We start from the raw sequence: 25,653 nt of genomic DNA on the forward strand, positions 1-25,653 counted from the left end.
CGGCTATTGGGTCTCGCGGGGCGTGCACACCGACAGCACCACGGCATCCTCCTCGCTCACCGACACCAGGGCATGGCCCATGTCGCTGTCGAAGTAGATGCTGTCGCCCTTGGTCAGGTGCAGCGGTTCGTAGAATTCCGAGAACAGCTGGATGTCGCCCTCCAGCACCATCAGGAACTCTTCGCCGTCGTGGCGCACCCACTGGCAGAATTCCTCGAAGCTGCGGGCCCGTACGATGGTCTTGAAGGGAATCATGCGCTTCTGGGCCATCTCGCAGCTCAGCAGCTCGTGCTCGTAGGTGGGCGTCGGATGCTGCTGGCCCTCGCCACGGCGCGTCAGGTCGCGGCGTCCCATGGTGCGCTGCTGTGGTCGCGGCTGGGAGAGCAGCTGTGGCAGGTCGATATCCAGCCCGCTGATCAGCTTCTGCACGGCGCTGAAGGTCGGCGAGATCTGGTCGTTCTCGATCTTCGACAGAGTGGAGCGGGCCAGGCCGGTGCGCTCGCTGACGTCTCCCAGGGTCCACTGGTTGGCCAGGCGGATCTCCTTGAGGCGCTCGCCGAGCCGCAACGGCTCGACGAAGGGCTTGCGCCCGGAGGCGATGCGCACGGCGGCCTCCTGGTCTTTGGTGGCGGGCATGGTGGTTCACTATCGGAAACAGGGTTTCCCCCAGACTACCATATCCACCACCCCGTGCGGACTCCCGTGCGACCCCGGGCTGGCGGGGCGCGACACGGACTGGCGCGGGCGGGCGCGGCGAGCGGCGTTTCCCGCCGCCAGGAAACCTGACGGCTCGGTCAGGCGAACGGCAGGCCCAGCAGCGCCTTGAGGTGGGCCTCGGCGCCGCGCCCCAGGGCATCGGGATCGTAGCCGCCCTCCAGCACCGATACCAGGCGATCGTCGGCGTACAGGGCGGCGATCTCCATGGCCTGGCGGGTCACCCAGTAGTAGTCCTCGTCGTCCAGGCACAGCTCGGCCAGCGGGTCGTCGCGGTGGGCGTCGAAGCCGGCCGAGACCAGCACCAGCTCGGGCTTGAAGGCGTGCAGGGCCGGCAGCCAGGCTTGCTCGATGGCCTGCCGGAAGGCCGGGCCGTCGGTGCCGGCGGGCAACGGCGTGTCGACGACATTGTCGTAGGCGGCCTGCAGGTAGCGCCACGGATAGAAGGGGTACTGGTAGCTGGTGCAGATCAGCACCTCGGGATCGTCGCGGAAGATTTCGATGGTGCCGTTGCACTGGTGGACGTCGAAGTCGAGGATGGCGATCCGCCGGGCCTCGTACCTGGCCCTGGCGTGGGCGGCGCCGACCGCCACGTTGTTGAAGAAGCAGAAGCCCATGGCCTCGGTGGCCTCGGCATGATGGCCCGGCGGGCGCACCGCACAGAAGACGTTGTCGGCCTGGTGGCGGAATACCTGGTCGACCCCGCGCACCACGGCGCCGGCGGCATGGCGAGCGGCCCTCAGGCTGTCCGGGTTCATCAGGGTGTCGCCGTCGAGGGCCGTCAGCCCTCGGGCGGGCAGGCATGCCTCCAGGGCGCGCAGGTGGCGAGACGGGTGGACCCGGGCGAGCTGGTCGTCGGTGGCTTGGGGGGCGTCGCCCTGCATGGTCTGCTGAAGCAGGCCGGCGCGCATCAGCCGCGCGCGAATGGCCTCCAGGCGCAGCGGGCTCTCGGGATGGTCGGGGCCCATGTGATGCCGCTGGCAGCCGGGATGGGTGAGGTAGGCCGTGATCATGCGAGCGCTCCGAAGGGGGTGATTTACCCTAAGCGTGACGAGGCCTTGCGGAACAGTGGCCATAAGTCGTACACAGGAGGCTGTTCGCCCGTCACGGAGTCGCCCATGAGCACCCGCTTCCTGCACCATTTCTTCGAGCCGCGCACCATCGCCGTGGTCGGCGCCTCGGAACGCTCCCACTCCATGGGAGGGCTGGTGATCCGCAACCTGCGCGAGGGCGGTTTCCGGGGCACGATCTGGGCGGTCAATCCCAAGGGCCACGACAGCGTTCACGGGGTCACCTGCGTGGCCGGCGTGTCCCGCCTGCCGGAAGTGCCGGACCTGGCGGTGGTCTGCGCGCCGGTGGTCCGCGCGCCCCGGCTGGTCGGCGAACTGGGACGCTTCGGCGTGCGGGCTGCCCTGGTGCTGTCGGGGGGCGCGAACCTCGACGACGAGCGCGACGGCAAGGGATCGATTCGCGGTCGCATGCTGGCGGCGGCCCGGGAGTCGGGGATCCGCGTGCTGGGGCCGGAGTGCATGGGGCTGATCGTCCCGGGGCGACGCCTCAACGCCTCCTACGCCAGCCAGCCGGTCGGCAGGGGGCGGGTGGCTTACCTGGGCCAGTCGGGCATGCTCGGCAATGCCATGATCGACTGGGCCGCCGGTCGCGGCATCGGCTTCTCCCACCTGGTGACCCTGGGCGACAGCGTCGATGTGCTGCTGCCCGACCTGATCGACTACCTCAACCAGTTCGCGCCGACCCAGGCGCTGCTGCTGCATCTGGAGCGCATCCTCGACGCCCAGCACTTCATGACCGCGGTGCGCGAGGCCTCCCGCCACCGCCTGGTGCTGGCGATCAAGAGCGGACGCACCAGCGCCTCGGACATCTCCAACCTGCCGCCCACGCCGGGCGTCGCCAACCGCGACCAGATCTTCGATGCCGCCTTCGCCCGTGCCGGGGTCGTGAGGGTCGACGATTCCGACGAGCTGTTCGACGCCCTCGAAACGCTGTCGCGCATGAAGCCCCTCAAGCGCGATCGCCTGGCGGTGGTCTCCAATGGGCTGGGGCCGGCGATGCTGGCCATCGACAAGCTGCTCAGCGCCGGCGGCCGGCTGGCGACCTTCGGCGAGGCCACCCGCGACGCGCTGTGCCGCGACGACGTGGACGTCAGCAAGCCTGGGGAGAACCCGGTGGACCTGGGCGGCGACGCCACCCCCGAGCGCTTCGTCGAGGCCATCGAGCTGGTCACCGACGATCCCGGGGTCGATGCCGTGCTGGTGGTCCATGCCCCGACGCGGCTGGCGCCTTCCCTGGCCACGGCCGAGGCGGTGATCGAGGCCCGCAAGCGCTTCCGTCGCAACCTGCTGACCAGCTGGATGGGGCTCGAGGAGGCGCTGAAGGCCCGTCAGGCCTGCAACGACGCCGGTATCCCGACCTATATCTCGCCGGAGAAGGCGGTCAAGGCCTTCATGCACATGGTCGACTACCAGCGGGTACAGGCGCTGCTCCATCAGACGCCGCCGAGCCTGCCGTTTGCCACCACCCGGGAGAGTCGGGCGGCCTGCCGGGTGCTGATCGAGCAGGCGAAAGCGGCGGGCCGCGAGTGCCTGGATCACTCCGAGGTGGCCCGGGTGCTCGAGGCGTACGGCATTCCGGTCGCGGCCAGTCGCTATGTGAGCGGTCCCGAACGCGCCGTGGAGGCGGCGCGCGCCCTGGAGGGCCCACTGGCACTCAAGGTGGTGCATGACGGCAACTGCCGCCCCTTTCGTTACCGCCAGCATCCCCACAAGCTGTCGGCGGGCCTGCTGCAGGACCTGGAGGGGCCGGAGCGGGTCGCCGAGGGTGTGCGGCGCCTCGGCGACAAGGTGGCGGAGAAGTTTCCCGAGTTCCGGGTGCGCGAGTACTGCCTGCAGCCCATGCAGCGCGGCAAGCATTCGATGCAGCTCTGCGCCGGGATCACCCGCGACCCGGTGTTCGGGCCGGTGATCGTGTTCGGCATCGGCGGCTACAAGGTCAATATCCTGGCCGACCGCCAGGTGGCCTTGCCGCCGCTCAACATGAGCCTGGCCGCCGACCTGGTCGATCGCACCCATGCCGCGCGGCTGATCCGCGAGCACTCCCGGGCACCCCAGCGCGACCTGGAGCGCATCGGCGAGCTGCTGGTGACGCTCTCGCAGATGGCCACCGACCTCACCGAGCTACGCGGCCTCGAGCTCAACCCGCTGGTGCTCAACCGGGACGGCATGCTGGCGGTGGATTTCGCCATGGACCTGGGAGCGCCGGCGCGCTTCGCGATCATGCCCTATCCCGAGGAGCTGCGAGAATGGTTGACGCTGAACAACGGCTGGGAGGTGGAGGTGCGCCCGATCCGCGCCGAGGATGCGCCGTTGATCGACGCCTTCCACGGGCGACTGTCCGAAGAGAGCATCCGCTTTCGCTATTTCCATAACAAGGCCGATCTCAGCCAGCGTGACCTGTCGGTGCTCTCGCACATCAACTACGACCGCCAGATGGCCTTCATCGCCGAGCATCCGCTGGCCGACGGCGGCAAGGAGATGCTCGGAGTGGTGCGGGTGTGGAACGACGCCGACAACATCCGCACCGAGTTCTCGATCATCGTCCGCGACGACCTGCAAGGGCTCGGCATCGGCAGCCTGTTGATGGACAAGATGATCCGTTACTGCCGGAGCCTGGGCACCCTGGAGATGATCGGCAAGATCATGGTCGACAACCATCCCATGCGGGCGCTGATGAAGCAGCTGGGGTTCTCGCTGAGCTACAACCTCGAGGAGCAGGTGGTGGACGCGAGGCTCTCGCTCAACGAGCCCGGGAGCGACTGGCAGCGGCTGCGGCTCGACAGCGCGGCGGGTTGAGGTCCCCCGTCGGGCGGGGGACGCGGGGGCTCAGGGCGCCAGCCGGAAGCGCTGCCAGTGATCGTCGCGGCGCTCGAAGCGGATGCGGTCATGCAGGCGGCTGGGCTGACCCTGCCAGAACTCGATCATCTCGGGGACCAGGCGGTAGCCGCCCCAGTGCACCGGACGCGGGATCTGCTGGCCCTCGTAGGCCTGCTCGAAGCGCGCCTCGCGCTCCTCGAGCCAGTTACGGTCGGGAATCACCACGCTCTGGGTGGCCACCCAGGCCCCCAGCTGGCTGGCACGAGGCCGGCTGGCGAAGTAGGCGTCGGACTCCGACTCGCCGACCTGCACGACGGCCCCTTCCACGCGCACCTGGCGGGACAGCGACGGCCACCAGAAGACCAGGGCGGCATGAGGGACGTTGGCCAGCTCGCTGCCCTTGTGGCTGTGGTAGTTGCTGTAGAAGACCAGGCCCTGATCGTCGGCCGCCTTGAGCAGCACGACCCGGGCGTGGGGAAGGCCCTGGCTGTCGACGGTGGCCAGCGTCATGGCGTTGCCGTCCTCGCCCTCGGCGTCCAGGGCCAGGGTCAGCCAGTCGTCGAACAGCGCCATGGGGTGGTCGGGCAGTTGCGTCTCGTCCAGGCGCCCACCTTCGTAGTCGCGCCTGATGTCGGCGATATTGCGTGTCATGGTGTTCTCCTAGAGTGCCCTTTCATGGTCGCCGCTCGCCGAGGCGAGCTCAAGCGTTCGATGCGTCGGTATCCGGGTATCCTGCCCCGGGCCGCGGACCTGTCCCCGGCGCCGGATCACCGCCAGGCGTGGGCCGGACCGGGATTCGCTCAGCCCGCCCTGAGCTGACGGCTGCGAAAACGGGCATAGCCCATGCAACCGGTGAATAGCGCCAGCGACACCAGGGCGATCAACAGACCAAGCCCGCCGACCCCCGGCAGAATGGCCACGTTCACGCCGATCATGAAGTAAAGCAGGCTGACGAAGGCCAGCCAGGCATGGCCACGCGCCCGCCGGGTAAGGATCGACGGCAGGAACAGCACCAGCGGCAGCACGAAGGCCAGGGCGGGTGTCAGGCTGCCGACGTTCTCCCGTAGCATCCATCCCCAGCCCAGCATGGCGGCGATCAAGACGATATAGCTGCCGATCACCAGGCGTCGCGACCTGGCGGTCAGGTTGTCGAGCCCGTGGCGGGCCTCGAGGGCTTCGAGCCAGCGCCTCATGAGCGAACTCCGGCGCTATCGAGCGCCAGGGCCAGCCGCGCCAGGCGGCGTCCCTGGGCGTGGGCCAGCTGGCGCTCCGCTTCGTCCAGCGGGCGGTCGCTGCGCTTGCCGGCCAGGTGGCTGGCGCCATAGGGCGTGCCGCCTGCCTGGGTGTCCATCAGCGCGGTCTCGCTGTAGGGAAGGCCGGCGTAGACCATGCCGTGGTGCAGCAGCGGCAGCAGCATGCTGATCAGCGTGGTCTCCTGGCCGCCGTGGAGGCTCGAGGTCGAGGTGAAGGCGGTGGCGGGCTTGTCCACCAGAGCGCCGCCCAGCCACAGCTCGCTGGTGGTGTCGATGAAGTGCTTGAGCGGCGCGGCCATGTTGCCGAAGCGGGTGGGGCTGCCCAGCGCCAGGCCGGCACAGTGGCGCAGGTCGTCGATGTCGGCGTAGATCGCGCCCTCGTCGGGAATCTCGGGCGAAACCGCCTCGCAGGTCGGGGAGACCGGGGGTACGGTGCGCAGCCGCGCCTCCACCCCGCGGCAGGACTCGACGCCGGCGGCCAGGCGTTCGGCCATGCCGCGGGTGGCGCCGTGGCGAGAATAGTAGAGGATCAAGACATAGGGCAGGGAGGCAGACATGGAACTTCCTGGTACCGGGGGGGCGGAAAGGCGTCAGTCGAGCAGGGCGAGGATGTCTTCCGGGGGGCGACCGATGATCGCCCGCTGGCCGTCGTCGGCGATGGGGCGCTGCAGGACCCGCGGGTGGGCGACGATGGCATTCACTACCTGATCCGGGTCGTCGGCGTCGGCGCCCAGGGCTTTCCACTCGGTCTCGTTGGTGCGCACCAGGGCGCGGGGTTCCACCGCCAGGCGCGACATCAGCGACCGCAGCTCGCCCCCGTCGAGGGGCCTGTCGAGATAGCGGCGAACCTCGACCTCGACGCCTCGCTCCTCCAGCAGGGCCAAGGCCTGGCGCGACTTGGAACAGCGCGGGTTGTGCAGGAGGGTGATCATGGGCGTTCCTTGTATCGCGGGGATGAACGCGGCTCATTGTAGGCCGCGGCGGAACGCCATCACAACCGCCGTCTTCGTATTTATACCGTTATCTTTCCTAACGGTGAAAAATACGCCTCATCATTCCGTCAGCGTTCTTCAGCGGGCAGGCGTCGATAGACCCAGGCAGGCCGACCATCGGTCAGGATGACGCGAACGCGACGGTAGCGGATGCCGAGACGCTCGTAGCGGTCCAGTCGCGCCAGTTCCTCGGCGCTGACGGTGAGCCGCAACCCTTCCACCGCGCAGTCGGCGCAGGTCGCCAGGTCGAGGCCGCTGCGTCGGAAGCCCTCGAGGCGCGCCGCGGTGGGATCGCCTGTTCGACCGTAGACCAGCCAGCGCACCGGAGCATGCGTCAGGGTCCCGTAGACGAAGAGTGAGTGGGGGCCCTCCGCGATCGGTGCCAGATGCGCGGGGCGCTCGTAGGTCCAGGGGCTGAGCATCGTCAGCCACAGCCAGCCGGCCAACGCCAGCGGCGTGGCCAGCAGCGGCAGGCCGATCAGCAGGCGCGGGGCGGGCATGGTGAGGTCTCCGAGGGGATCTAGGGGCTCATGCTGCCATAGCTTGGCGCACGCGCAACAGCCGACGCGATGCGCTGCCCAGGCTCAGTCGAGCCAGGCGGTGAGCCTGGCCGCTTGCCGGAGGACGCCCTCGAAGATCGGGTCGCTGGTGGCCGTCGGGAAATCGGCGGGAAGGCGCGCGGCCAGATCGCCGACGACCCGCTCGGCGTTGGTGGCGAGCTCGCCCATCAGCGCGACGGCCCGCTGGGTGGAGTAGTCGACCCGTTCCGCGGTCGCGATGAAGTGTCGCGGCGCCATCCTCGACCACCGGTAGTGACGATTCTTGCCCATCAGGGCCATGGCCATCTTGGCCCGCTCGGCGACCATGCTGCCCTGGCGCATGAGGGGGTAGGCCGAGATCACGTCGTACATCGGCGTCATGCGATAGGCGCTTCCCGGCTCTAGGAACAGGCTGAAGTTCTTGGCATGCCCGTCGATGGCGGCCAACAGCCAGAACAGGATCTGGGCCCTGAAGAACCTGTCCCGATCCAGGCCGGCCTGCTGGGAGCCGCGTAGCAGGCGCATGGCCTGCGCGATACCCGGGCCGCCATCGCTTTCGTACTTCAGCGCCGGGGCGATCCCCAGTGCCTGGCAGAAGTCTTCCTGGGGCAGGCGCATCAGCCAGGAGCCGTCCCGCGACCAGCGCCCCGGTCGAAGCGCTCGACGACGAGTACTTCCTGCTCACCGAACCGGGCGAGTTCGGTATGGGCCACCGGCAGGCCGAAGGCCTCCAGCAGGCGCAGACACAGCCACTCGTTGGCGTTGCTCTGGCGCAGGTCGATGTTGCTGTGTTCGAGAAAGCCGATCGGCAGCTTGAAGATGTGGCTGGTGGGTGTGCTGCCGGTGGGGCGCTGCCATTGGCCCTGGTGCCAGAGCAGGGCCGTCTTTTCCTGGGCCCCGGCCAGCGAGATGCGGAAATCCTGCCCCTCGGCCATGCCCAGGGGGGCATCCTGGTAGCCGGACAGCAACGCCTCGATGGCCCGCTCATCGAGCGGTGCGGCGGTGACGGCATGGACGTCGCCGGTCGGGGCGTCTTCGGGATACAGCTGTATCGCGCCGACGCAGTCGCGGCCGATGCTGGCCAGCAGATCGAAGGGGTGGCGCGTCGGCACCCGGAAACGGGCCTGCATGCGGGTGCGTATGGCCTCCGAGTCCGGCAGCAGATTGTCGAAGAAGTTGAAGACGACCTGGCCGCGATATGGTGCCGTGGTGAGGGGGAGCGACAGCGACATCGCCCGGGCGCCCGGCCGCTCGACCCATTCCGGCCGGTACCGGAAGGTCATGGCGCCGGAGCGCGCCATGCTCAGCGTGCCGATGTCGATGCCGTTCATCGCGACGGTGAGGTTCGCCATGGCCTACCACTCCTGGTCCCAGTGCGCCTCGCTGCCCGTCGCGTCCTCGGGCCGGTCGCGCTCGGTGACGTGCAGTTCCAGTTCGAGGGCCGACAGCAGCTTGAACAGCGTCTCGAGCCGGCTGCGTTCCGGGTGGTGTTCGAAGCCGGAGACGGTCGCCTGCTTGATGCCGGTCTGCTCGGCGGTCGCCTGCTGCGTCAGCTGGCGGCGCTTGCGCGCGCTCTTCAGGGAGTGCGCGAGCATCTCGGGTGAGGTGATCTTCATGATATCCCCCATAGAGGATAAAAGATGATTATCCGCTGTAGAGGATAATAGCACAATATCCGCTACGGCGGATATTTTTTGCCACCCTCTCGACATGCGACGGCCCCGGGCACTTTGCTAGGATGACCGTTCCCCCGCAGTTGGCCAGGAGGTGTGCCATGACGGACCTTCACGACGATGCCGATTTCCAGGCCCTGATGGGCGACGTGAGGCCCCTGACGCGGGGTCAGGATCGGGCCCATGCCGGCCGGCCGCGTCGCGCCCCGACCGAGGCACAGCTCGCCAAGCGCGAGAGCGCCGCCGGCGGCGACTCGGGCCGCGATATCCTCTCCGACGACGTCGTCGACCTGGTACCGCCCTTCGATCCGCTGGATTTTCGCCGCGACGGCATCCAGCGGGGCGTGGCGGAGCGCCTGCGCCAGGGCGGCTATCCGATGCAGGCCAGCCTGCACCTGCTGCGCCGCCCGGTGGAGGAGGCCCGTCGGGCGCTGCCGGCCTTCCTGCGCGAGGCCGTCGAGCACGATCTGCGCTCGGTGATGATCGTCCACGGCCGGGGGCACGAGATCGACAGCCCCGCCAACGTGCTGCGCTCCTACCTGGCCAAGTGGCTGCCGGCCTTCGACGAGGTGCAGGCCTTTGCCTCGGCGAGCCAGGCCGACGGTGGCCTGGGCGCCACCTGGGTGATGCTGCGCAAGAGCGAACGGGCGAGGGCGGCCAATCGGGAGCGCCAGCAGAAGCGCCGGGGCTGAAATCGGAAGTGACTGCGCTCTCGCCAATGCCAGTGGGAGCGCAGACCTTCTGCCGATTCGACGCCTCGACGAATGGTGCCGTCAGGCGCCCGATGTGTGCAGCGAGGCGACGAAGTATCGTGCCGCGTTCCCGCGGCGACAGGTTCGCGCTGATGGTGCGGGAATGGTTGCTGGAAACGACGAAGCCGGCCCAAGGGCCGGCTTCGTGGGTTCTGGCGAGGTCATCGCGTCAGGCGACTTCGCCCTTGTGGGCCTCGCGCAGGCGGCGCCGGAACAGCGGCTCCGGGTCGTCGGTGCCGGGCTGGTAGCTGCGGCTGAAGGTGTTCAGGGCGTTCAAGGCATCCTCGACGATCTGGTCCTCGCGCAGCAAGAAGGCGTCGAAGCCGCAGCGCGACATGTAGAACAGCTGGTCGATCAGTACGTCGCCGATGGCGCGGATCTGGCCCTGGTAGCCGTGCCGCTCGCGCAGCAGACGGGCGATGCTGTAGCCGCGGCCGTCGGTGAACTTCGGAAAGTCGATGGCCACCAGCGGAGCGGCCGCGAGCTCAGCTGCCAGCTCGGCGGTCATCTCCGTGTCGCTGGGCAGCCAGGGGGCGACGTCGTCGCCCTTGGCACAGGCCTGCCAGTCGGCGAGCGGGAGGATGGCCGGCTGGCCCTCGGGGCGCTGCTCGGCCGACTCGCAGAGGACCCACTCGTCGGTCGCGACGCGGCGGTCGGCGATCAGGGTGCGGGAAGTCGGCTCAGGCATAGACACGCTCCTTGAAGGGTTTGAGGCCGATGCGGCGATAGGTGTCGAGGAAGTTCTCGTCGGGGGTGCGCTCGCCGACATAGACCTGGAGCAGCTTGTCGATCACGCCCGGCACGTCCTCGCGATAGAAGGACGGGCCGAGAATCTTGCCGAGCGACGACTCGTTGCCCTGGCTGCCGCCCAGCGAGATCTGGTAGTACTCCTCGCCCTTCTTGTCGACGCCGAGGATGCCGATGTTGCCGACGTGGTGGTGCCCGCAGGCATTCATGCAGCCGGAGATGTTGAGCTCCAGCGGGCCCAGGTCGTAGAGGAAGTCGAGGTCCTCGAAGCGCTCCTGGATGGCATGGGCGACCGGGATCGACTTGGCGTTGGCCAGGCCGCAGTAGTCGCCGCCGGGGCAGCAGATCAGGTCGGCCAGGGTGCCCACGGTGGGATTGGCCAGGCCGAGCTCGTCGAGGCGCTGCCACAGGTCCTCCAGGCGATCCACCGGCACGTCGGTGAGCACCAGGTTCTGCTCGTGGGTGACGCGCAGCTCGCCGTAGCTGAAGTCGTCGGCCAGGTCGGCAATGGCGGCCATCTGCTCGGAGGTGACGTCGCCCGGGGAGTGCTCGCGGCGCTTCAGCGACAGGGTCACGGCCTTGTAGCCGGGGACCTTGTGGTCGGTGACGTTGTTGGTCACGAAGCGGGCGAAGGTGCGGTTCTCGGCGCGCAGGGCCTCATAGGCCTCGATGGCCTCGCCGCTCACCTCACGCCGCTCGGGGTCGACGAAGTGCTCGGCCACGGCCGACACGGCCTCCTCGGTGAGGGTCTGGGGGCCGTCCTTGAGGTGCGCCCATTCTTCCTCGACGCGGCGACGGAACTCGTCGACGCCCAGTGCCTTGACCAGGATCTTGATGCGCGCCTTGAACTTGTTGTCGCGGCGGCCGAACTGGTTGTAGACCCGCAGGATCGCCTCGAGGTAGGTCAGCAGGTGCTGCCAGGGCAGGTCCTCGCAGACCGCGCTGCCGATCATCGGCGTGCGGCCCAGGCCACCGCCGGCCAGCACCCTGACGCGCACCTCGCCGGCGGCGTCGCGCCAGAAGCGCAGGCCCACGTCATGAACCTGGATGGCCGCGCGATCTTCCTCGGCGCCGGTCACCGCGATCTTGAACTTGCGCGGCAGGTAGGCGAACTCGGGGTGGAAGGTGGACCACTGACGGATCAGCTCGCACCAGGGGCGCGGATCGACCTGTTCGTCGGCGGCGATGCCGGAGAACTGGTCGGTGGAGGTGTTGCGGATGTCGTTGCCGCTGGTCTGGATGGCGTGCATCTGCACGCTGGCCAGGTCGGCCAGGATGTCCGGCACGTCCTCGAGCTCGGGCCAGTTCAGCTGCAGATTGGTGCGTGTGGTGAAGTGACCGTACCCGCGGTCGTAGCGGGCGGCGATCTCACCCAGCTTGCGCAGCTGATAGGAGGCCAGCATGCCGTAGGGAATGGCGATGCGCAGCATCGGCGCATAGCGCTGGATATAGAGACCGTTCTGCACGCGCAGCGGCAGAAATTCCTCGTCGCTGATCTTGCCCTCGAGGTAGCGACGCATCTGGTCGCGGAATTGAGCGACGCGCTCGTCGACCAGGATCTGGTCATGGGTGTCGTAGCGATACATTCAGCGCTTACCTGCAACTGGGGAATGGTGAAGCTTGGCGACTACCTTAACGGGCCGCAATTATTCTATAAAAGAATAAATCTTCATAGTTTATATTCGAAATGGAATGAGGGCGGCGGCCCTGCCGAGATCGTGCCCCTCATACCGCGAGCCGCTGCCAGCCCCGACGCTGCCAGATCAGCATGAAGCCGAGGGAGTTGAGGCAGCGGTAGCCCAGCTGGATCCACCAGATGCCGAGCAATCCGGCCTCCTGATGCACGCCGACCCACCAGGCCAGCGGCAGGAAGACCAGCCATTGCAGCGCCAGGGTCAGGGTCATCACCGTACGCTGGGCGCCGGCGCCGAGCAGCGCCTGGGCGAAGACCAGGGCCGCGGCGTCGAGCACGATCATGGCCGCCGTGAGCTGCAACGGCAAGTGGCCCAGGGCGATCAGCTCCGCGTCGTGCAGGAACAGTCCCAGCACGGCATCGGGCAGCAGCACCATCGGCAGGGCGATCAGCGCCAGGCAGGGCCAGGCCAGGCGCACCACGTCCCAGCCCCAGCGGTGGGCGTCGCCATGGTCGCGCCGGCCCAGCGACTCGCCGACCAGGCTCATCGCCGCCATGCCGAGCCCCACGCCGGGCAGGATCAGCAGCAGCGACAGGTTCACCAGCACGTGGCCGACCGCCACGCTGGCGGTGTCGATCCGCCCCAGTATCCAGAACAGCACCGCGTAGCCGGCGGCGAACCAGATCTGCTGGAAGGAATGCGGCACGGCCAGGCGCAGGGTGGTGGCGAAGGTGCGGGGGCAGGGGCGGCGGGTCAAGAAGCCGCTGGTTCGCGCCTGGCGCAGGCTGACCCAGGACCAGAGGCCGAGACCGGCGAACAGCGACAGGCTGGTGCCGGCGCCGGCACCGGCCGCGCCCATGGCGGGCAGGCCGGCCAGCCCGAAGATCAACCCGATGCTCGCGACCACGTTGATCAGGTGCATGACCAGGATGATGCGCAGGTAGAAGCCGGTCTGCTGGATGCCGTTCCAGTAGCCGCGAAAGCAGAAGATCATCGCCACCGGCACCAGCGACACGACGCGCCACTGGAAATAGCCGACCGCCTCGGCGTTGACCGCCGGGTCCTGGTTGATCAGCGCCAGCAGCGTGGGCGCCTGCCACAGGCACACCAACATCAGGGGGCCGGCGACGGCCAGGGCGATGACGAGCCCCGCGTTGAGCGACACGGCGCGGCGCTCCCAGTCACCCTCGCCGTGACGCCGCGCCGCCTGGGCCTGGACACCGGACGACAGCCCGAACACCACCGCGGTGATCAGGAACATCGCATAGCCGCCGATGCCCACCGCGGCCAGCGGCACCTCGCCGAGCGCGCCCACCAGGGCGGCGTCGACGAGGTTGAGCAGGCTCTGGGTGAGCATGCCGCCGATGATCGGCAGGGCGAGACGCAGGATGGTCTGGCGGCGAGAGGCGTCAGGCAGCATGCCGGCGTCCCTTGATCGCTGAGGCACGTGCGCGTATCGGCGTGGCAGGGCGCCTCAGGAGATGGCGTCGAGCGAGATCAGGCAGCATGCCGACTTCCACGGGTGACGAGGCCGGACCCGCCGTGCGGGCCCGGGGCGAGCGGGTCACGATCAACTCGGGTCGTAGGAGAGCACCGGCGACAGCCAGCGCTCCAGCTCGGCCAGCGTCATGCCCTTGCGGCTGGCCAGCGCCTCGACCTGGTCGCGGGTGATCTTGCCGGTCGAGAAGTACTTCGACTGCGGATGGGCGAAGTACCAGCCGGAGACCGCGGCGGCGGGCCACATGGCGAAGCTGTCGGTGAGTTCGAGGCCGGCGTTGGCCTCGGCCTCGAGCAGCCGGAACAGGGTGGCCTTCTCGGTGTGGTCGGGGCAGGCCGGATAGCCCGGGGCCGGGCGGATGCCCTGGTACTTCTCGGCGATCAGCGCCTCGTTGTCGAGGGTCTCGTCGGCGGCGTAGCCCCAGTACTCCTTGCGCACCCGCTCGTGCATGCGCTCGGCGAAGGCCTCGGCCAGGCGGTCGGCCAGCGCCTGGACCATGATGGCGTTGTAGTCGTCTCCGGCGGCCTTGTAGCGGTTGGCGAGTTCCTCGACGCCGTGGCCGGTGGTGACGGCGAAGCCGCCGATCCAGTCCGGCTTGCCCGAGTCCTTGGGGGCGATGAAGTCGGCCAGGCTGTAGCAGACGCCCTCGCGGTTCTTGGTGGTCTGCTGGCGGATGTGATGCAGCCGCTCGAGCACCTCGGTCCGGGACTCGTCGGCGTAGACCTCGACGACGTCGTCATCGACGACGTTGGCCGGCCACTGGCCGATCACGCCGCGAGCCTGGACCAGCCCCTCGTCGATCAGCTTGGCGAGCATCGCCCGGGCGTCGGCGAACAGGCTGCGCGCCGCTTCGCCGACCACCTCGTCGTCGAGGATCTTCGGGTACTTGCCGGCCAGCTCCCAGCTCATGAAGAAGGGCGTCCAGTCGATGCGCTCGACCAGCTCGTTCAGGTCGTAGTCCTCGAACACCTTGAGGCCGGTGAAGCTCGGCGCCGGCGGCGTGTAGCCCTCCCAGTCGTAGACCGGCTTGCGGGCGCGCGCCTCGGCGTAGGACAGGTCCGCTGCCTTGGGGCGACGCTTGGCGTTGCGTTCGCGGACCCTCTCGTATTCGGCGCGGATCTCGGCCACGTAGTCCGGCTTCTGGGCCGGCGACAGCAGCCGGCCGGCCACCCCCACCGCCCGCGAGGCGTCGGTGACGTAGATCACCGGATGCTCGTAGCCCGGTTCGATCTTGACCGCGGTGTGGGCCTTGGACGTGGTGGCGCCGCCGATCAGCAGCGGAAGCGTAAAGCCCTGGCGCTGCATCTCCTTGGCCACGTGGACCATCTCGTCGAGCGACGGGGTGATCAGCCCGGAGAGACCGATGATGTCGGCGTTTTCTTCCTTGGCCGTCTGCAGGATCTTCTCCGCCGGGACCATCACGCCGAGGTCGATCACCTCGTAGTTGTTGCACTGCAGGACCACGCCGACGATGTTCTTGCCGATATCGTGGACATCGCCCTTGACCGTGGCCATGACGATCTTGCCCTTGGTTTGAGTGTCCTCGCTCTTTTCCGCCTCGATGTAAGGCAGCAGGTAGGCCACCGCCTGCTTCATGACGCGGGCCGACTTGACCACCTGGGGCAGGAACATCTTGCCGGCGCCGAACAGGTCGCCGACCACGTTCATGCCGTCCATCAGCGGCCCCTCGATCACCTCGATGGGCCGGGTGGCCCGCTGGCGAGCGAGCTCGGTGTCTTCCTCGATATAGGCGGTGATGCCCTTGACCAGGGCATGCTCGATGCGCTTCTCGACCTCCTCGTTGCGCCACTCGAGGTCTTCCTTCTTGGCGCCGCCGGAGCCGTCGCCCTTGTACTCGTCGGCGATCTCCAGCAGCCGCTCGGTGCTGTCGCTGCGCCGATTGAGCACCACGTCCTCGACCGCCTCGCGCAGCGCCTCGGGCAGGTCGTCGTAGACCGCCAGCTGGCCGGCGTTGACGATGCCCATGGTCAGCCCGGCGCGGATGGCGTGATAGAGGAACACCGAGTGGATCGCCTCGCGCACCGGGTTGTTGCCGCGGAACGAGAACGACACGTTGGAGACCCCGCCGGAGACCATGGCATGGGGCAGGTGCTCGCGGATCCAGCGGGTGGCCTCGATGAAGTCGACGGCGTAGTTGTCGTGCTCCTCGATGCCGGTGGCGATGGCGAAGATGTTGGGGTCGAAGATGATGTCTTCGGCGGGGAAGCCGATCTCGTCGACCAGCAGGCGATAGGCGCGCTGGCAGATCTCGGCCTTGCGGGCGAAGGTATCGGCCTGGCCTTCCTCGTCGAAGGCCATCACCACGATGGCGGCGCCGTAGCGCATGCACTTGGTGGCCTGCTCGCGGAAGGCGTCCTCGCCTTCCTTCATCGAGATCGAGTTGACCACCGCCTTGCCCTGGATGCACTTGAGGCCGGCCTCGACGATCTCCCACTTGGAGGAGTCGACCATGATCGGCACCCGGGCGATGTCGGGCTCGCCGGCGATCAGGTTGAGGAAGCGCACCATGGCCTCCTCGGACTCCAGCATGCCCTCGTCCATGTTGATGTCGATGACCTGGGCGCCGTTCTCGACCTGCTCGAGTGCCACCTCGAGGGCGGTGGTGTAGTCCTCTTCCTTGATCAGCCGCTTGAAGCGCGCCGAGCCGGTGACGTTGGTGCGTTCGCCGACGTTCACGAACAGCGAGTCGTGGGCGATGTTGAAGGGCTCGAGGCCGGACAGCCGGCAGGCCAGGGGACGCTCGGGCACCTCGCGGGGCGCGGTGTCGCGAATGGCGCGATGAATGGCGGCGATGTGCTCGGGGGTGGAGCCGCAGCAGCCGCCGATGATGTTGACCAGCCCGCTCTCGGCGAACTCGCCGACGATGGCGGCCATTTCCTCCGGCGTCTGGTCGTATTCGCCGAACTCGTTGGGCAGCCCGGCATTGGGGTGCGCCGAGACGAAGGTGTCGGCCTTGTCGGAGAGCTCCTGCAGGTAGGGGCGCAGCTCCTCGGCGCCCAGGGCGCAGTTGAGACCCACGGAGATCGGCTTGGCGTGGCGGATCGAGTTCCAGAACGCCTCGGTGGTCTGGCCGGACAGGGTGCGGCCGGAGGCGTCGGTGATGGTGCCGGAGATCATCACCGGCAGGCGCTCGCCGCGGTCCTCGAACAGCTCCTCCAGGGCGTAGATGGCGGCCTTGGCGTTGAGGGTGTCGAAGATGGTCTCGATCAGGATCAGGTCGCTGCCGCCCTCGATCAGCGCCTCGGCGGCCTCGCGGTAGTTGTCGCGCAGCGCATCGAAGGTGACGTTGCGCCTGGCGGGGTCGTTGACGTCCGGCGACAGCGAGGCGGTACGCGAGGTCGGGCCCAGCACGCCGGCCACATAGCGAGGCACGCCGGTCTCCTCGGCCACGGCGTCGCAGACCGCACGGGCCAGGCGGGCCGATTCGCGGTTGAGCTCGACCACCAGCTCCTCCATGCCGTAGTCGGCCTGGGACAGCCGGGTGCTGTTGAAGGTGTTGGTCTCGACGATGTCGGCGCCGGCTTCCAGGTAGTCGCGATGGATGCGCGTCACCAGGTCCGGGCAGGTCAGCGCCAGCAGGTCGTTGTTGCCCTTCAGGTCGGTAGGCCAGTCGGCGAAGCGCTCCCCGCGGAATTCCTCCTCGGACAGCGCGGCGTTCTGCAGCATGGTGCCCATGCCGCCATCGAGCATCAGGATGCGCCGGCGAAGGCTGTCGGAGAGCGAGGCGGTGAGGGGAGTCGGAACGGCGGCCATGGGTCGGGTCTATCTCCAGCGTGAGGGCATCGGGGCGCGACGACGGCGCGATATTATGGGAGTGGGGCGTCCGTCGGGGGTCGGCACGGGGCCGGACAGGGGCCACATCTTAGCAAAAGCCGCGGCGCCGGGGCAGGGGCCGCAAATAGGAGCTTGCTTCATGGTGTGTTGAGCCAGGCTCATGCAGGCAAGGAGCAAGGAGCAAGGAGCAAGGAGCAAGGAGCAAGGAGCAAGGAGCAAGGAGCAAGGAGCAAGGAGCAAGGAGCAAGGAGCAAGGAGCAAGGAGCAAGGAGCAAGGAGCAAGGAGCAAGGAGCAAGGAGCAAGGAGCAAGGAGCAAGGAGCAAGGAGCAAGGAGCAAGGAGCAAGGAGCAAGGAGCAAGGAGCAAGGAGCAAGGAGCAAGGAGCAAGGAGCAAGGAGCAAGGAGCAAGGAGCAAGGAGCAAGGAGCAAGGAGCAAGGAGCTAAAACCGAGTGTGGCGGTCGGGATTGTCAGGGTTCGGGCAGTCGCTTACCATGGTGAGAGACCCTCATCCCGGCTCGACCGTGCCGGGCTCGACCAGCGAGAGAGCAATGAGCGAGAGCATTCAGATCACCGACAGCGCCCAGGACTACCTTGCCGAACTGCTGGCCAAGCAGAACGTCGAGGGCATCGCCGTGCGCATCTTCATCACCCAGCCCGGCACGCCGTATGCCGAGACCTGCCTGGCCTACTGCCGGCCCGGCGAGGAGGAGCCCAGCGACGAGCGTCTGGAGCTCGACAAGATCGCCGTCTATCTGGACACCAACAGCATCCCCTTCCTCGAGGAAGCGGTGGTCGACTTCAATGCCGATCGCATGGGTGGCCAGCTGACCATCAAGGCGCCCAACGCCAAGATGCCCAAGGTCAACGAGGACAGCCCGCTGGCGGATCGCGTCAACTACGTGCTCTACAGCGAGATCAATCCCGGCCTCGCGGCCCACGGCGGCGAGATCAAGCTGGTCGAGCTGACCGAGGAGCAGGTGGCGGTGCTGGCCTTCGGCGGCGGCTGCCAGGGCTGCGCCGCGGTCGACCTGACGCTCAAGGAAGGCGTCGAGAAGACCCTGCTCGAGCGAATCCCCGAGCTCGCCGGCATCCGTGACGTGACCGACCACACGGACACCACCAACGCCTACTATCAATAAGCGTTCCGCCGGGCCGGCTCAGTGGCCGGCCTGTGTGTCCTCCTCGGGCCCCGCATCGTCGGGGCCCGAGGCGTTTTCGGCGGCGGCCTCGAGCCGCGCCTGGCTCTCCTGCATCCGTTCCAGCGATGACCACAGCCGGGTCTCGAGCTGCTGCTCGAGGGTTTCCACCCTGGCCTGACGGCTGGCCAGGGCCGCCTGGGCATCCTGCAGCTGGGCGTCGAGGCGCGCGCGCTCCTCGATCAGGGTCGCCTGGGCGGCCTCGACCTCGCGGCGTCCCTGCGCTTCGTCGCGTCGCTTCTGTTCCTCTTCCTTCAGGGCCTCCTGCAGCGCCTTTTGCTCCGCCTTGGTTGCCTCGAGGCGTTTCTCCAGTCGTTCGGCACGGGCCGAATGTGCCTTCTCGGCGGCCTGGCGCTCCTGGCGGGCCTCGTCGAGCAGCCCCATGAGCCTCGCTTCGGCGGCCTCGTGGCGCTGCTCTTCCTGATTCAGTCGCGCTTGGTGCGCGGCTTCAGTCTCTTCCTTGTCCTGGCGGTGAGTCTGGGCCTGGCGTTCGAGTTCGCCCTGCAGCTCGTCCAGGCGCGCCTCGAGGCGGCCGCGGGCCTCGCGCTGTCGGGCCTCCTCGGCCAGCAGGGTGTCGTGGTCGGCCTGCAGTCGACCGAGTTCGGCGGTCTGCTCGTTCAGGCGCTCCTCGCTGCGAGTCAGGTGCGTCGACAGGGCGGATTCACGCTGCTCGGCATCCTCGGCGCGGCGCTCGGCAGCGGCGACGCACTGCTGGGCCTCGGCGACCTTGTCGTCGGCCTCGCGGCGGTAGTGGGCCAGGGCCTCGTTGGCGCTCTCCTGGGCCTGCTGCCACAGCGACTCGGCGAGTTCCTGCAACGGCGCCGGCATGCCGCGCGGCGGCGGCACGTCGCGGTTCTCCTCGCGTCGCTTTCGCCATTCCCGCAGGTGCTCGCTGATGGTGGTGAAGCTGCCGGTCCCCAGTGCCTCGCGGATCCGCTGCACGCTGGGTGCCTGTCCGGTGGCCATCAGTTCGTCGATCGCCCGCTGCACGTCCTCGAAGCGTACGCCGCTGCGCGCCATGCCGTTCTCCTCGTTTCGTGAGTCCGCCCGTCGGGGCCTTCAGATCGCACTATACCCGCCACGGGTGCCGGGATAAAGATAATTACATTAAACGTAATACGTAAAATACATTATGGTATGGCCCATAAAATCAAGATTACGCGGCTTATCTTGATTAACGGCGTCGTAATGCCGATACTTGCTCGGAGTCTGGCGCCGGATAGCCAAGCCCTTGAACGACATGAGCGAATTGCCGGGCGGCAGGGCGGGCGCGAGCCGCCGGGCACGCGCCATGAATCACCCGAAAGACGCAGCGAGGCGCAGGCGGCGATGGACGACAGAAGCGAGGGCGGTACAGGGCAGTCAGGCCTGGTGGCTCGGGCGACGGCGATCGGTGCGGTGCTGGACCGCGACGAGTCGCTTGCGACATCGCCGCTGCCGTCTGCCGGGCGGGCGCATATCGCCGCGACCTCGGATGCCGAGGCGGTGGCCCTGTGGCTCGGCGAGTACCGCGCCAGCCCCCATACCCAGCGAGCCTACCGGCGCGAGGCGGAGCGGCTGCTGCTGTGGCTGGCCGAGCGGGACCTCTCACTCGGCGAGGTGCGCCGCGACCATCTGGACGCCTTCGAGGCCTTCCTGGCCGACCCGCAGCCTCGTGAGCGCTGGACCGGTCCGACCCGCCCGCGTCAGGATCCGCGCTGGCGGCCGTTTCGCGGCCCGCTGTCACCGGCCAGTCGCCGTCAGTGCCTGGTGATCCTGCAGGGGCTCTTCGCCTGGCTCGTGGAGGCGGGCTGGGTCGGGCACAACCCGTTTCGGCTGATGCGCGACAAGCGCCGGCGGCTGGACAATCGTCGTGGCCGAGTGGAGCGCTACCTGGAGAAGCCGCTGTGGGACTGGTTGTGGCGCTGGCTGGACGAGGTCCCGGCCCAGGGCGCCAGCCCGCGGGCGCGCTTCGAGCACGAGCGTCGGCGCTTCGCGTTCGGCTTCGCCTACCTGCTGGCACCGCGGATCGGCGAGATGGCGGCGGCCCGGATGCACGACTTCCATCGTCGCGAGGGGCGCTGGTGGTGGCATACGGTGGGGAAGGGCGGCAAGGCTGCGAGTATCCCGGTGCCGCCGGACATGCTGCGCCTGCTCAGGCGGTGGCGCGTCGCGCTGGAGCTTGCCCCCGACCCTGAGCCGGGCGAGGCGACGCCGCTGCTGCGCGGGCTCGATGGCCGGCGCGGCCTGGGCGAGAACCGGCTCTATCGCCTGATGCGCGAGGCCTTCACGGCGGCCGCGGAGTCGCTGGCGGCGCGACTGGGTGAGGAGGGCGCCCGCGAGGTCGCGCTGCTGCGCCGCGCCACGCCGCACTGGCTGCGCCACACGGCGCTGACCCATCAGGCCCAGGCCGGCGTCGAGCTGCGCTATCTGGCCGAGACGGCGCGTCACTCGCGGCTCGACACCACCGCCCGCTACCTGCATGCCGAGGACGATGAATGGCATCGCCAGCAGTCGCGCCACTCACTCTCGCCGGGGGCGGACGACGACGCCCCTCAGCCGTTATAATGGCGGCAACCGTATCGAGGAGTTTGCATGACCACCACGACCGCCGAACAGGCCCAGCAGGAGCTCGTCGACGAGTTCGAGATGTTCGACAACTGGATGGATCGCTACCAGTACATCATCGACCTGGGCAAGCAGTTGCCGGCCTTCCCCGAGGAGTGGAAGACCGACGAGCGCAAGATCCAGGGCTGCCAGTCCAACGTCTGGATGCACCATGCCCGCGACGGCGATCGCCTCACCTTCCAGGCGATCTCCGATGCCGCCATCGTGTCCGGGCTGATCGCCGTGCTGATGCGCATCTACAACGATCGCTCGCCGCAGGACATCCGCGACACCAGTCCGCACTTCCTCAAGGACCTGGGGCTCGACAAGCACCTCTCGCCGACGCGCAGCAACGGCCTCAATGCCATGCTGGAACGCATCTATCGGGTCGCCGAACAGGAAGCCGCCTGAGCGACGAGCCGGGCACACCGAAGCGTGCCAACCCGCCCGCGATGGCGGTATCGCGGGCGTTCCTGGTTGGCGCCTTGAGTGTCCGTCGCCTGGTAACGGGCGGGCGTGCGACGCTAGCGCGCGTCGCGAGACGCGGCTCGAGGTCGGAAATGCTCGTCGAGCTCCGGGTCCTCGCGGCATAGCCGCTCGCTGGGGCCGCCGGGGACCGGGTCGATGCCGCTGGCGGCTCCGGGACGGCAGCGGGCGAGGCGCCTGGCGGACAGCCAGCCGCCCTTCAGCGGGCCGTGTACCCGCAGCGCCTCCGCCGTGTAGTGCGAACAGCTCGGCCAGTAGCGGCAGCGCGGGCCGAGGAGGGGGCTGAGGAGCAGCTGATAGGCCTTGACCGCTCCCAGCAGCGGGAGAACCAGCAGGCGTCCGGCGCGATGCCGGGCGCGGCGGAGCAGGGCGGCGCCCATGGCGTCAGCGCTTGCCGTAGAGGGCCTCGGGGTCGATCAGCGGCGCCGAAGTGATGCGCGCCTGGTCGCCTTCGAGGGCCACGTAGAAGCAGCTGCGACGCCCGCTGTGGCAGGCCGGCCCGGTCTGGTCGACCTGCATCAGCAGGGTGTCGCCGTCGCAGTCGAGGGCCGCGGCGCGCAGGTGTTGCTGCTGCCCGGAGGATTCTCCCTTGCGCCACAGCTTGCCCTTGGAGCGCGACCAGTAGCACACGCGGCCGGTAGCGAGGGTCTCGTCCAGCGCTTCGCGGTTCATCCACGCCATCATCAGCACCTCGCCGCTGTCGTGCTGCTGGGCGATGGCGGGAATCAGGCCGTCGGCGTTGAAGGGAATGGCGTCGAGGATCTCGCCGAGGGGGCGGCGGCTGTCGGGCGCGGCGCCTTCCAGGCGCTTGAAGGTGTCGGTCATGGGCATTCCGAGGCTCGGGAGGGGGCTTGGGCGGTCCGGCAGGCGTCGCACTGGCCGAGCAGCTCGATGGTCTGGCGCTGCACGACGAAGCCGAGCTCGCTGGCCCGCCGGCCAAGCTGGGTGTTGATGTCGTCGAGGTGCAGTTCCTCGACGCGCCCGCAATCACGGCAGATCAGCAGCTGGAAGCCGTGGGCGTGCTCGGGGCAGGGGCAGGCCACGTAGGCATTGAGCGACTCGATACGATGCACCAGCCCCTGGTCGATGAGGAATTCCAGGGCGCGGTACACCGTGGGCGGACGGGCGGAGGCGTGATCGGCGGCCAGGCGGTCGAGCAGCTCGTAGGCCTTCAGGCCGCCCCGGGTCTCGGCGATCAGCTGCAGCACCCGCTGTCGGATCGGGGTGAAGCGCACGCCTCGGCGACGGCACTGTCGCTCGGCTTGCTGCATCAGGGCGCGGGAATCGGTCATGCGGGCCATGCGGTCAGCGGATTGAGGGCTATATTCTACGCGCCCCGCACCCCAGCGGCCAGTCATGGCCCGGCGCGGTCGTCGCCGGGCGGCGAGCTCAGGCCTGAGCCGCCATGGCCACGGCCTCGAGCTCGCTGCGGCGCGCGAAGTGGTGCTGGGCGAAGGCCACGCGCTCGTCGGGGGCGACGCCGTCCGGCTGGCGTTCGATGAGGTCGAGCCGCGGGCGCAGCCCCTCGCCGTTGGCCATCTGGATGGCCAGCCCGGGCCGGGCGTTGAGTTCCAGCAGCATGGGCCCGTGCTGGCGATCGAGCACCATATCGGTGCCGAGATACCCGAGCGCCGTCATCTCGTAGCAGCTGGACGCCAGCCGCAGCAGCGTCTCCCAGCCGGGGATGCTGAGGCTCGCCAGCTCGTGGCCGGTATCCGGATGGTCGTGGCGGGCGCGGTCGAACTGCACGCCACGGATCGCCGTGCCGCTGGCGATGTCGATGCCCACGCCCACGGCGCCCTGGTGGAGATTGGCCTTGCCGTCGGAGGCGGCGGTCGACAGGCGCATCATGGCCATCACCGGATAGCCCTTGAAGACGATGACCCGGATGTCGGGGACGCCTTCGTAGCTGTATTCGGCGAAGGTCTCGTCGAAGTCGATCAGCGCCTCGATCAGCGCCACGTCCGGCGAGCCGCCCAGCGAATAGAGCCCGGACAGGATGTTCGAGACATGGCGCTCGACGTCCTCGAGGCTGAGGTGGGCGCCGCTGGGCTTGACGAAGTGCGCACCGTCGCGGCGTTCGATGACCAGGATGCCCTTGCCGCCGCTGCCCTTGGCCGGCTTGATCACGAAACCGTCGTGGGCGGCGAGCATCTCGTGGATGCGCTTGACGCCGAACTGGGTGGTCACGGTGCCGATCAGCGCCGGCGTGGTGATGGCGTGCTGCTGGGCCAGCAGCTTGGTCTTGAGCTTGTCGTCGACCAGCGGATACAGCCGGCGGTCGTTGTAGCGACCGATGTAGCGGATGTTGCGCCGGTTCATGCCGATGATGCCCTTGGCGCGCAATCGTCCCGGGGAGGTCCACATAGCGTCAGTCCTCCGTGACCGGCTTGAAGCGGCGCAGTTCGAGCAGTCGATAGCCGGTGTAGTTGCCGAGCATCAGGATCAGCGCCATCAGGATCAGCTGGATGCCGAGGAAGTTGAAGGTGAGGTGGCGGATCCAGGGATTGTTCATGGCCAGGTAGGCTAGCACCGCGGTGAGCAGGCTGCCGCCACCCTGGATGAGCACCTCCTTGGGGCCTTCCTCCTCCCAGAGGATCGACATGCGCTCGATCGTCCACGACAGGATGATCATCGGGAAGAAGGTGATCTGCAGCCCGGCATTGAGCCCGAACCGGAACGACAGCACCGAGAACAGCGAGATGATGGCGATCACCGTGATGATCACCGCCGTGACCCTGGCCACTAGTAACAGGTTCAGATAGGACAGGTAGTTGCGGATCACCAGTCCCACGGCGACCACCAGCAGGAAACCGATCAGGCCGGTGAGCAGGGTGGTCTGGATGAAGGCCAGGGCGATCAGCACCGGCATGAAGGTGCCGGAGGTCTTGATGCCGATCAGCACCCGCAGCAGCACCACTACCAGGGCCCCGATCGGCAGCAGCAGGATGGTCTGGAACAGCGCCTGCTCCTCGAGCGGCAGGCTGTGGATGGAGAAGTTGAGCAGGGTGCCGGCGTCCTCGGCCAGTTGGCTGCGCACCGCGGCGGCGGCAGGCTGGTTGCGCGAGATCATCGAGAAGTCGACCCGTGAGTTGCTGCCCCCCTGGACCTCGAGTACCGAGCGGCCGGCATTCTCCCACAGCAGCAGGTTGTCCGGGCGGCCCTGATCGCCGGTGGCCGGGTCGAACAGCGCGCTGTCGTCGCCGTCGTAGACCTGTATCCAGGAGTTCAGGGTCTGGCGGCGGCGGCCGTTCTCGAGCAGCAGGCCGCTGACCTCCCGGGCTGGCACTTGTGCCTGGTCGAACAGTCGCAGCAGCAGCGGCACGCGATCGAACTGGGTCAGCAGCAGCCGGGCGTTCTCGCCCTGACGCTCGTCGCTGAAGTTGTGGATCAACTGGTGGGCGAAGGTGAAGGGGTCGGCGCTGTGTGACCAGGCGCGGTCGATGACCTCCTGGGCCGCGGTGTCATAGGGCGGCTCCCAGACCACGTTGGCCTCGGGTGTCGGCGGCGGCACCGCGGCGGCACGCGCCTGGGGCGCCACCAGAATCTGGGCACTGTAATACAGCTGTTGGGTGCCCTGGGCGTCACGCACCGACCACAGCGCGCGCCGCGCGCCATTCTCTTCCAGGTAGTTCAGTCCGTAGCCCGGCGAGGCGGTATGCTCGGTGAGCACTCGGAAGCCGCGCTGGGTGGAAGGCAGGGCCATCTCGACCTTGGCGGGGCCGCCGTCGGCGCGAAAGTTGACCTGGGCCTCGATTTCCCAGACCTGGCGCTGTTCGCCCGGGGTCCAGGGCACCTCGAACTGAACGTGGCGATGCACGCTCATGGCGATGCCGGCGACCAGCAGCAGGGCGACGATAAGATAGAAGGGCAGTCGGGACATGTCGGCTTCCTTGGACG

At 68.3% G+C, this 25,653-nt stretch carries 25 protein-coding genes; 5 read left to right on the forward strand and 20 right to left on the reverse strand.

The features are described from left to right. Nucleotides 1–3: 3 nt before the first annotated feature. Together ACXAFN_RS16655 and ACXAFN_RS16660 are read right to left on the reverse strand one after the other, a co-directional pair. Nucleotides 4–636 (reverse strand): helix-turn-helix domain-containing protein, encoded by a 633-nt coding sequence (locus ACXAFN_RS16655; protein WP_474990515.1) that lies wholly within the window; start codon nucleotides 634–636, stop codon nucleotides 4–6. Between the two features lie 158 nt (nucleotides 637–794). Then, complete coding sequence (locus ACXAFN_RS16660) at nucleotides 795–1,727, reverse strand: histone deacetylase family protein (RefSeq protein ID WP_474990517.1); 933 nt, start codon at nucleotides 1,725–1,727, stop codon at nucleotides 795–797. Between the two features lie 105 nt (nucleotides 1,728–1,832). On the opposite strand from ACXAFN_RS16660, the gene ACXAFN_RS16665 reads away from it, so the two are divergent. Further along, nucleotides 1,833–4,580, forward strand: coding sequence for a bifunctional acetate--CoA ligase family protein/GNAT family N-acetyltransferase (locus ACXAFN_RS16665; protein ID WP_474990519.1), 2,748 nt, complete (start codon nucleotides 1,833–1,835; stop codon nucleotides 4,578–4,580). A gap of 30 nt (nucleotides 4,581–4,610) precedes the next feature. On the opposite strand, the gene pdxH is transcribed toward ACXAFN_RS16665, so the two are convergent. The 8 genes from pdxH to ACXAFN_RS16705 form a co-directional block, all read right to left on the reverse strand. Continuing rightward, the gene (pdxH, locus tag ACXAFN_RS16670; RefSeq protein WP_474990521.1) at nucleotides 4,611–5,252 is read right to left on the reverse strand and encodes a pyridoxamine 5'-phosphate oxidase; all 642 of its coding nucleotides are present in this window, start codon (nucleotides 5,250–5,252) and stop codon (nucleotides 4,611–4,613) included. A gap of 149 nt (nucleotides 5,253–5,401) precedes the next feature. After that, nucleotides 5,402–5,794: a DUF2069 domain-containing protein gene (locus tag ACXAFN_RS16675; protein WP_474990523.1), complete on the reverse strand. Its 393-nt coding sequence runs from the start codon at nucleotides 5,792–5,794 to the stop codon at nucleotides 5,402–5,404. After that, on the reverse strand, nucleotides 5,791–6,411 hold the full coding sequence (gene wrbA / locus ACXAFN_RS16680) for an NAD(P)H:quinone oxidoreductase (RefSeq protein WP_474990525.1): 621 nt from the start codon (nucleotides 6,409–6,411) through the stop codon (nucleotides 5,791–5,793). Before wrbA ends, ACXAFN_RS16675 begins: the two co-directional genes overlap by 4 nt. A 33-nt stretch (nucleotides 6,412–6,444) precedes the next feature. Then, on the reverse strand, nucleotides 6,445–6,786 hold the full coding sequence (arsC, locus tag ACXAFN_RS16685; RefSeq protein WP_474990527.1) for an arsenate reductase (glutaredoxin): 342 nt from the start codon (nucleotides 6,784–6,786) through the stop codon (nucleotides 6,445–6,447). 128 nt (nucleotides 6,787–6,914) lie between these two features. After that, nucleotides 6,915–7,346, reverse strand: a complete 432-nt coding sequence (locus ACXAFN_RS16690) for a gamma-glutamylcyclotransferase family protein (RefSeq protein WP_474990529.1) — start codon at nucleotides 7,344–7,346, stop codon at nucleotides 6,915–6,917. Between the two features lie 84 nt (nucleotides 7,347–7,430). Continuing rightward, a complete protein-coding gene (locus ACXAFN_RS16695; protein ID WP_474990531.1) occupies nucleotides 7,431–8,003 on the reverse strand; it encodes a HipA domain-containing protein in 573 nt (190 codons plus the stop codon). Continuing rightward, entirely contained in the window at nucleotides 8,003–8,737 is a 735-nt protein-coding gene (locus ACXAFN_RS16700) for a HipA N-terminal domain-containing protein (protein ID WP_474990533.1), read from the reverse strand. The genes ACXAFN_RS16695 and ACXAFN_RS16700 overlap by 1 nt, the downstream gene beginning before the upstream one ends. A gap of 3 nt (nucleotides 8,738–8,740) precedes the next feature. Then, nucleotides 8,741–9,001 carry a helix-turn-helix domain-containing protein gene (locus ACXAFN_RS16705; RefSeq protein ID WP_474990535.1) on the reverse strand — a complete coding sequence of 87 codons (261 nt, stop codon included), beginning with the start codon at nucleotides 8,999–9,001 and terminating at the stop codon, nucleotides 8,741–8,743. A 158-nt stretch (nucleotides 9,002–9,159) separates the two neighbouring features. On the opposite strand from ACXAFN_RS16705, the gene smrA reads away from it, so the two are divergent. Next, nucleotides 9,160–9,750 (forward strand): DNA endonuclease SmrA, encoded by a 591-nt coding sequence (gene smrA, locus ACXAFN_RS16710; RefSeq protein WP_474990537.1) that lies wholly within the window; start codon nucleotides 9,160–9,162, stop codon nucleotides 9,748–9,750. Between the two features lie 229 nt (nucleotides 9,751–9,979). Here smrA and ACXAFN_RS16715 read toward each other — a convergent pair whose 3' ends face one another. The 4 genes from ACXAFN_RS16715 to metH all read right to left on the reverse strand — a co-directional run bounded on the left by ACXAFN_RS16715 (nucleotide 9,980) and on the right by metH (nucleotide 17,463). Further along, nucleotides 9,980–10,498 (reverse strand): DUF934 domain-containing protein, encoded by a 519-nt coding sequence (locus tag ACXAFN_RS16715; RefSeq protein WP_474990539.1) that lies wholly within the window; start codon nucleotides 10,496–10,498, stop codon nucleotides 9,980–9,982. Then, nucleotides 10,491–12,143 (reverse strand): nitrite/sulfite reductase, encoded by a 1,653-nt coding sequence (locus tag ACXAFN_RS16720; protein WP_474990541.1) that lies wholly within the window; start codon nucleotides 12,141–12,143, stop codon nucleotides 10,491–10,493. The genes ACXAFN_RS16715 and ACXAFN_RS16720 overlap by 8 nt, the downstream gene beginning before the upstream one ends. A 139-nt stretch (nucleotides 12,144–12,282) precedes the next feature. Then, nucleotides 12,283–13,611, reverse strand: coding sequence for an MATE family efflux transporter (locus tag ACXAFN_RS16725; protein ID WP_474990543.1), 1,329 nt, complete (start codon nucleotides 13,609–13,611; stop codon nucleotides 12,283–12,285). Between the two features lie 150 nt (nucleotides 13,612–13,761). Continuing rightward, nucleotides 13,762–17,463 carry a methionine synthase gene (gene metH / locus ACXAFN_RS16730; RefSeq protein ID WP_474990544.1) on the reverse strand — a complete coding sequence of 1,234 codons (3,702 nt, stop codon included), beginning with the start codon at nucleotides 17,461–17,463 and terminating at the stop codon, nucleotides 13,762–13,764. Nucleotides 17,464–18,033: 570 nt separating this feature from the next. Between metH and nfuA the strand changes: the two genes are divergently transcribed. Next, nucleotides 18,034–18,624: a Fe-S biogenesis protein NfuA gene (gene nfuA / locus ACXAFN_RS16735; protein WP_474990546.1), complete on the forward strand. Its 591-nt coding sequence runs from the start codon at nucleotides 18,034–18,036 to the stop codon at nucleotides 18,622–18,624. 18 nt (nucleotides 18,625–18,642) lie between these two features. Here nfuA and ACXAFN_RS16740 read toward each other — a convergent pair whose 3' ends face one another. Beyond that, nucleotides 18,643–19,701 (reverse strand): DNA-binding protein, encoded by a 1,059-nt coding sequence (locus ACXAFN_RS16740; protein ID WP_474990548.1) that lies wholly within the window; start codon nucleotides 19,699–19,701, stop codon nucleotides 18,643–18,645. A gap of 309 nt (nucleotides 19,702–20,010) precedes the next feature. Here ACXAFN_RS16740 and ACXAFN_RS16745 point away from each other — a divergent pair, with 309 nt between their 5' ends. Together ACXAFN_RS16745 and ACXAFN_RS16750 are read left to right on the forward strand one after the other, a co-directional pair. Continuing rightward, the gene (locus ACXAFN_RS16745; RefSeq protein ID WP_474990550.1) at nucleotides 20,011–21,228 is read left to right on the forward strand and encodes a tyrosine-type recombinase/integrase; all 1,218 of its coding nucleotides are present in this window, start codon (nucleotides 20,011–20,013) and stop codon (nucleotides 21,226–21,228) included. Between the two features lie 27 nt (nucleotides 21,229–21,255). After that, nucleotides 21,256–21,678 carry a SufE family protein gene (locus tag ACXAFN_RS16750; protein ID WP_474990552.1) on the forward strand — a complete coding sequence of 141 codons (423 nt, stop codon included), beginning with the start codon at nucleotides 21,256–21,258 and terminating at the stop codon, nucleotides 21,676–21,678. A gap of 113 nt (nucleotides 21,679–21,791) precedes the next feature. Here the strand turns inward: ACXAFN_RS16750 and yidD are convergent, their stop codons facing one another. From yidD to ACXAFN_RS16775, 5 genes are all read right to left on the reverse strand, one after another. Beyond that, the gene (gene yidD, locus ACXAFN_RS16755; protein WP_474990554.1) at nucleotides 21,792–22,133 is read right to left on the reverse strand and encodes a membrane protein insertion efficiency factor YidD; all 342 of its coding nucleotides are present in this window, start codon (nucleotides 22,131–22,133) and stop codon (nucleotides 21,792–21,794) included. Between the two features lie 4 nt (nucleotides 22,134–22,137). Next, complete coding sequence (gene hisI / locus ACXAFN_RS16760; protein WP_474990556.1) at nucleotides 22,138–22,578, reverse strand: phosphoribosyl-AMP cyclohydrolase; 441 nt, start codon at nucleotides 22,576–22,578, stop codon at nucleotides 22,138–22,140. After that, nucleotides 22,575–23,045 (reverse strand): Fur family transcriptional regulator, encoded by a 471-nt coding sequence (locus ACXAFN_RS16765; protein ID WP_474990558.1) that lies wholly within the window; start codon nucleotides 23,043–23,045, stop codon nucleotides 22,575–22,577. The genes hisI and ACXAFN_RS16765 overlap by 4 nt, the downstream gene beginning before the upstream one ends. Nucleotides 23,046–23,142: 97 nt before the next feature. Further along, nucleotides 23,143–24,120, reverse strand: a complete 978-nt coding sequence (locus ACXAFN_RS16770; RefSeq protein WP_474990560.1) for an alpha-L-glutamate ligase-like protein — start codon at nucleotides 24,118–24,120, stop codon at nucleotides 23,143–23,145. Nucleotides 24,121–24,124: 4 nt separating this feature from the next. After that, nucleotides 24,125–25,636, reverse strand: a complete 1,512-nt coding sequence (locus ACXAFN_RS16775; protein WP_474990562.1) for an inactive transglutaminase family protein — start codon at nucleotides 25,634–25,636, stop codon at nucleotides 24,125–24,127. Nucleotides 25,637–25,653 lie beyond the last annotated feature (17 nt).

It is taken from the genome of Halomonas sp. ABH4_019 (assembly GCF_056159885.1).

What these genes read in the sequence shown, in the direction of transcription:
- hisI (WP_474990556.1), bottom strand. Translation starts at nt 22,578, where the DNA reads ATGACCGACACCTTCAAGCGCCTGGAAGGCGCCGCGCCCGACAGCCGC.
- pdxH (WP_474990521.1), bottom strand. Translation starts at nt 5,252, where the DNA reads ATGACACGCAATATCGCCGACATCAGGCGCGACTACGAAGGTGGGCGC.
- ACXAFN_RS16715 (WP_474990539.1), bottom strand. Translation starts at nt 10,498, where the DNA reads ATGCCTGAGCCGACTTCCCGCACCCTGATCGCCGACCGCCGCGTCGCG.
- metH (WP_474990544.1), bottom strand. Translation starts at nt 17,463, where the DNA reads ATGGCCGCCGTTCCGACTCCCCTCACCGCCTCGCTCTCCGACAGCCTT.
- ACXAFN_RS16720 (WP_474990541.1), bottom strand. Translation starts at nt 12,143, where the DNA reads ATGTATCGCTACGACACCCATGACCAGATCCTGGTCGACGAGCGCGTC.
- ACXAFN_RS16695 (WP_474990531.1), bottom strand. Translation starts at nt 8,003, where the DNA reads ATGCGCCTGCCCCAGGAAGACTTCTGCCAGGCACTGGGGATCGCCCCG.
- ACXAFN_RS16750 (WP_474990552.1), top strand. Translation starts at nt 21,256, where the DNA reads ATGACCACCACGACCGCCGAACAGGCCCAGCAGGAGCTCGTCGACGAG.
- ACXAFN_RS16745 (WP_474990550.1), top strand. Translation starts at nt 20,011, where the DNA reads ATGGACGACAGAAGCGAGGGCGGTACAGGGCAGTCAGGCCTGGTGGCT.
- ACXAFN_RS16725 (WP_474990543.1), bottom strand. Translation starts at nt 13,611, where the DNA reads ATGCTGCCTGACGCCTCTCGCCGCCAGACCATCCTGCGTCTCGCCCTG.
- ACXAFN_RS16665 (WP_474990519.1), top strand. Translation starts at nt 1,833, where the DNA reads ATGAGCACCCGCTTCCTGCACCATTTCTTCGAGCCGCGCACCATCGCC.
- ACXAFN_RS16705 (WP_474990535.1), bottom strand. Translation starts at nt 9,001, where the DNA reads ATGAAGATCACCTCACCCGAGATGCTCGCGCACTCCCTGAAGAGCGCG.
- smrA (WP_474990537.1), top strand. Translation starts at nt 9,160, where the DNA reads ATGACGGACCTTCACGACGATGCCGATTTCCAGGCCCTGATGGGCGAC.
- nfuA (WP_474990546.1), top strand. Translation starts at nt 18,034, where the DNA reads ATGAGCGAGAGCATTCAGATCACCGACAGCGCCCAGGACTACCTTGCC.
- ACXAFN_RS16690 (WP_474990529.1), bottom strand. Translation starts at nt 7,346, where the DNA reads ATGCCCGCCCCGCGCCTGCTGATCGGCCTGCCGCTGCTGGCCACGCCG.
- ACXAFN_RS16775 (WP_474990562.1), bottom strand. Translation starts at nt 25,636, where the DNA reads ATGTCCCGACTGCCCTTCTATCTTATCGTCGCCCTGCTGCTGGTCGCC.
- ACXAFN_RS16740 (WP_474990548.1), bottom strand. Translation starts at nt 19,701, where the DNA reads ATGGCGCGCAGCGGCGTACGCTTCGAGGACGTGCAGCGGGCGATCGAC.
- ACXAFN_RS16700 (WP_474990533.1), bottom strand. Translation starts at nt 8,737, where the DNA reads ATGGCGAACCTCACCGTCGCGATGAACGGCATCGACATCGGCACGCTG.
- wrbA (WP_474990525.1), bottom strand. Translation starts at nt 6,411, where the DNA reads ATGTCTGCCTCCCTGCCCTATGTCTTGATCCTCTACTATTCTCGCCAC.
- ACXAFN_RS16770 (WP_474990560.1), bottom strand. Translation starts at nt 24,120, where the DNA reads ATGTGGACCTCCCCGGGACGATTGCGCGCCAAGGGCATCATCGGCATG.
- ACXAFN_RS16660 (WP_474990517.1), bottom strand. Translation starts at nt 1,727, where the DNA reads ATGATCACGGCCTACCTCACCCATCCCGGCTGCCAGCGGCATCACATG.
- arsC (WP_474990527.1), bottom strand. Translation starts at nt 6,786, where the DNA reads ATGATCACCCTCCTGCACAACCCGCGCTGTTCCAAGTCGCGCCAGGCC.
- ACXAFN_RS16675 (WP_474990523.1), bottom strand. Translation starts at nt 5,794, where the DNA reads ATGAGGCGCTGGCTCGAAGCCCTCGAGGCCCGCCACGGGCTCGACAAC.
- ACXAFN_RS16765 (WP_474990558.1), bottom strand. Translation starts at nt 23,045, where the DNA reads ATGACCGATTCCCGCGCCCTGATGCAGCAAGCCGAGCGACAGTGCCGT.
- yidD (WP_474990554.1), bottom strand. Translation starts at nt 22,133, where the DNA reads ATGGGCGCCGCCCTGCTCCGCCGCGCCCGGCATCGCGCCGGACGCCTG.
- ACXAFN_RS16655 (WP_474990515.1), bottom strand. Translation starts at nt 636, where the DNA reads ATGCCCGCCACCAAAGACCAGGAGGCCGCCGTGCGCATCGCCTCCGGG.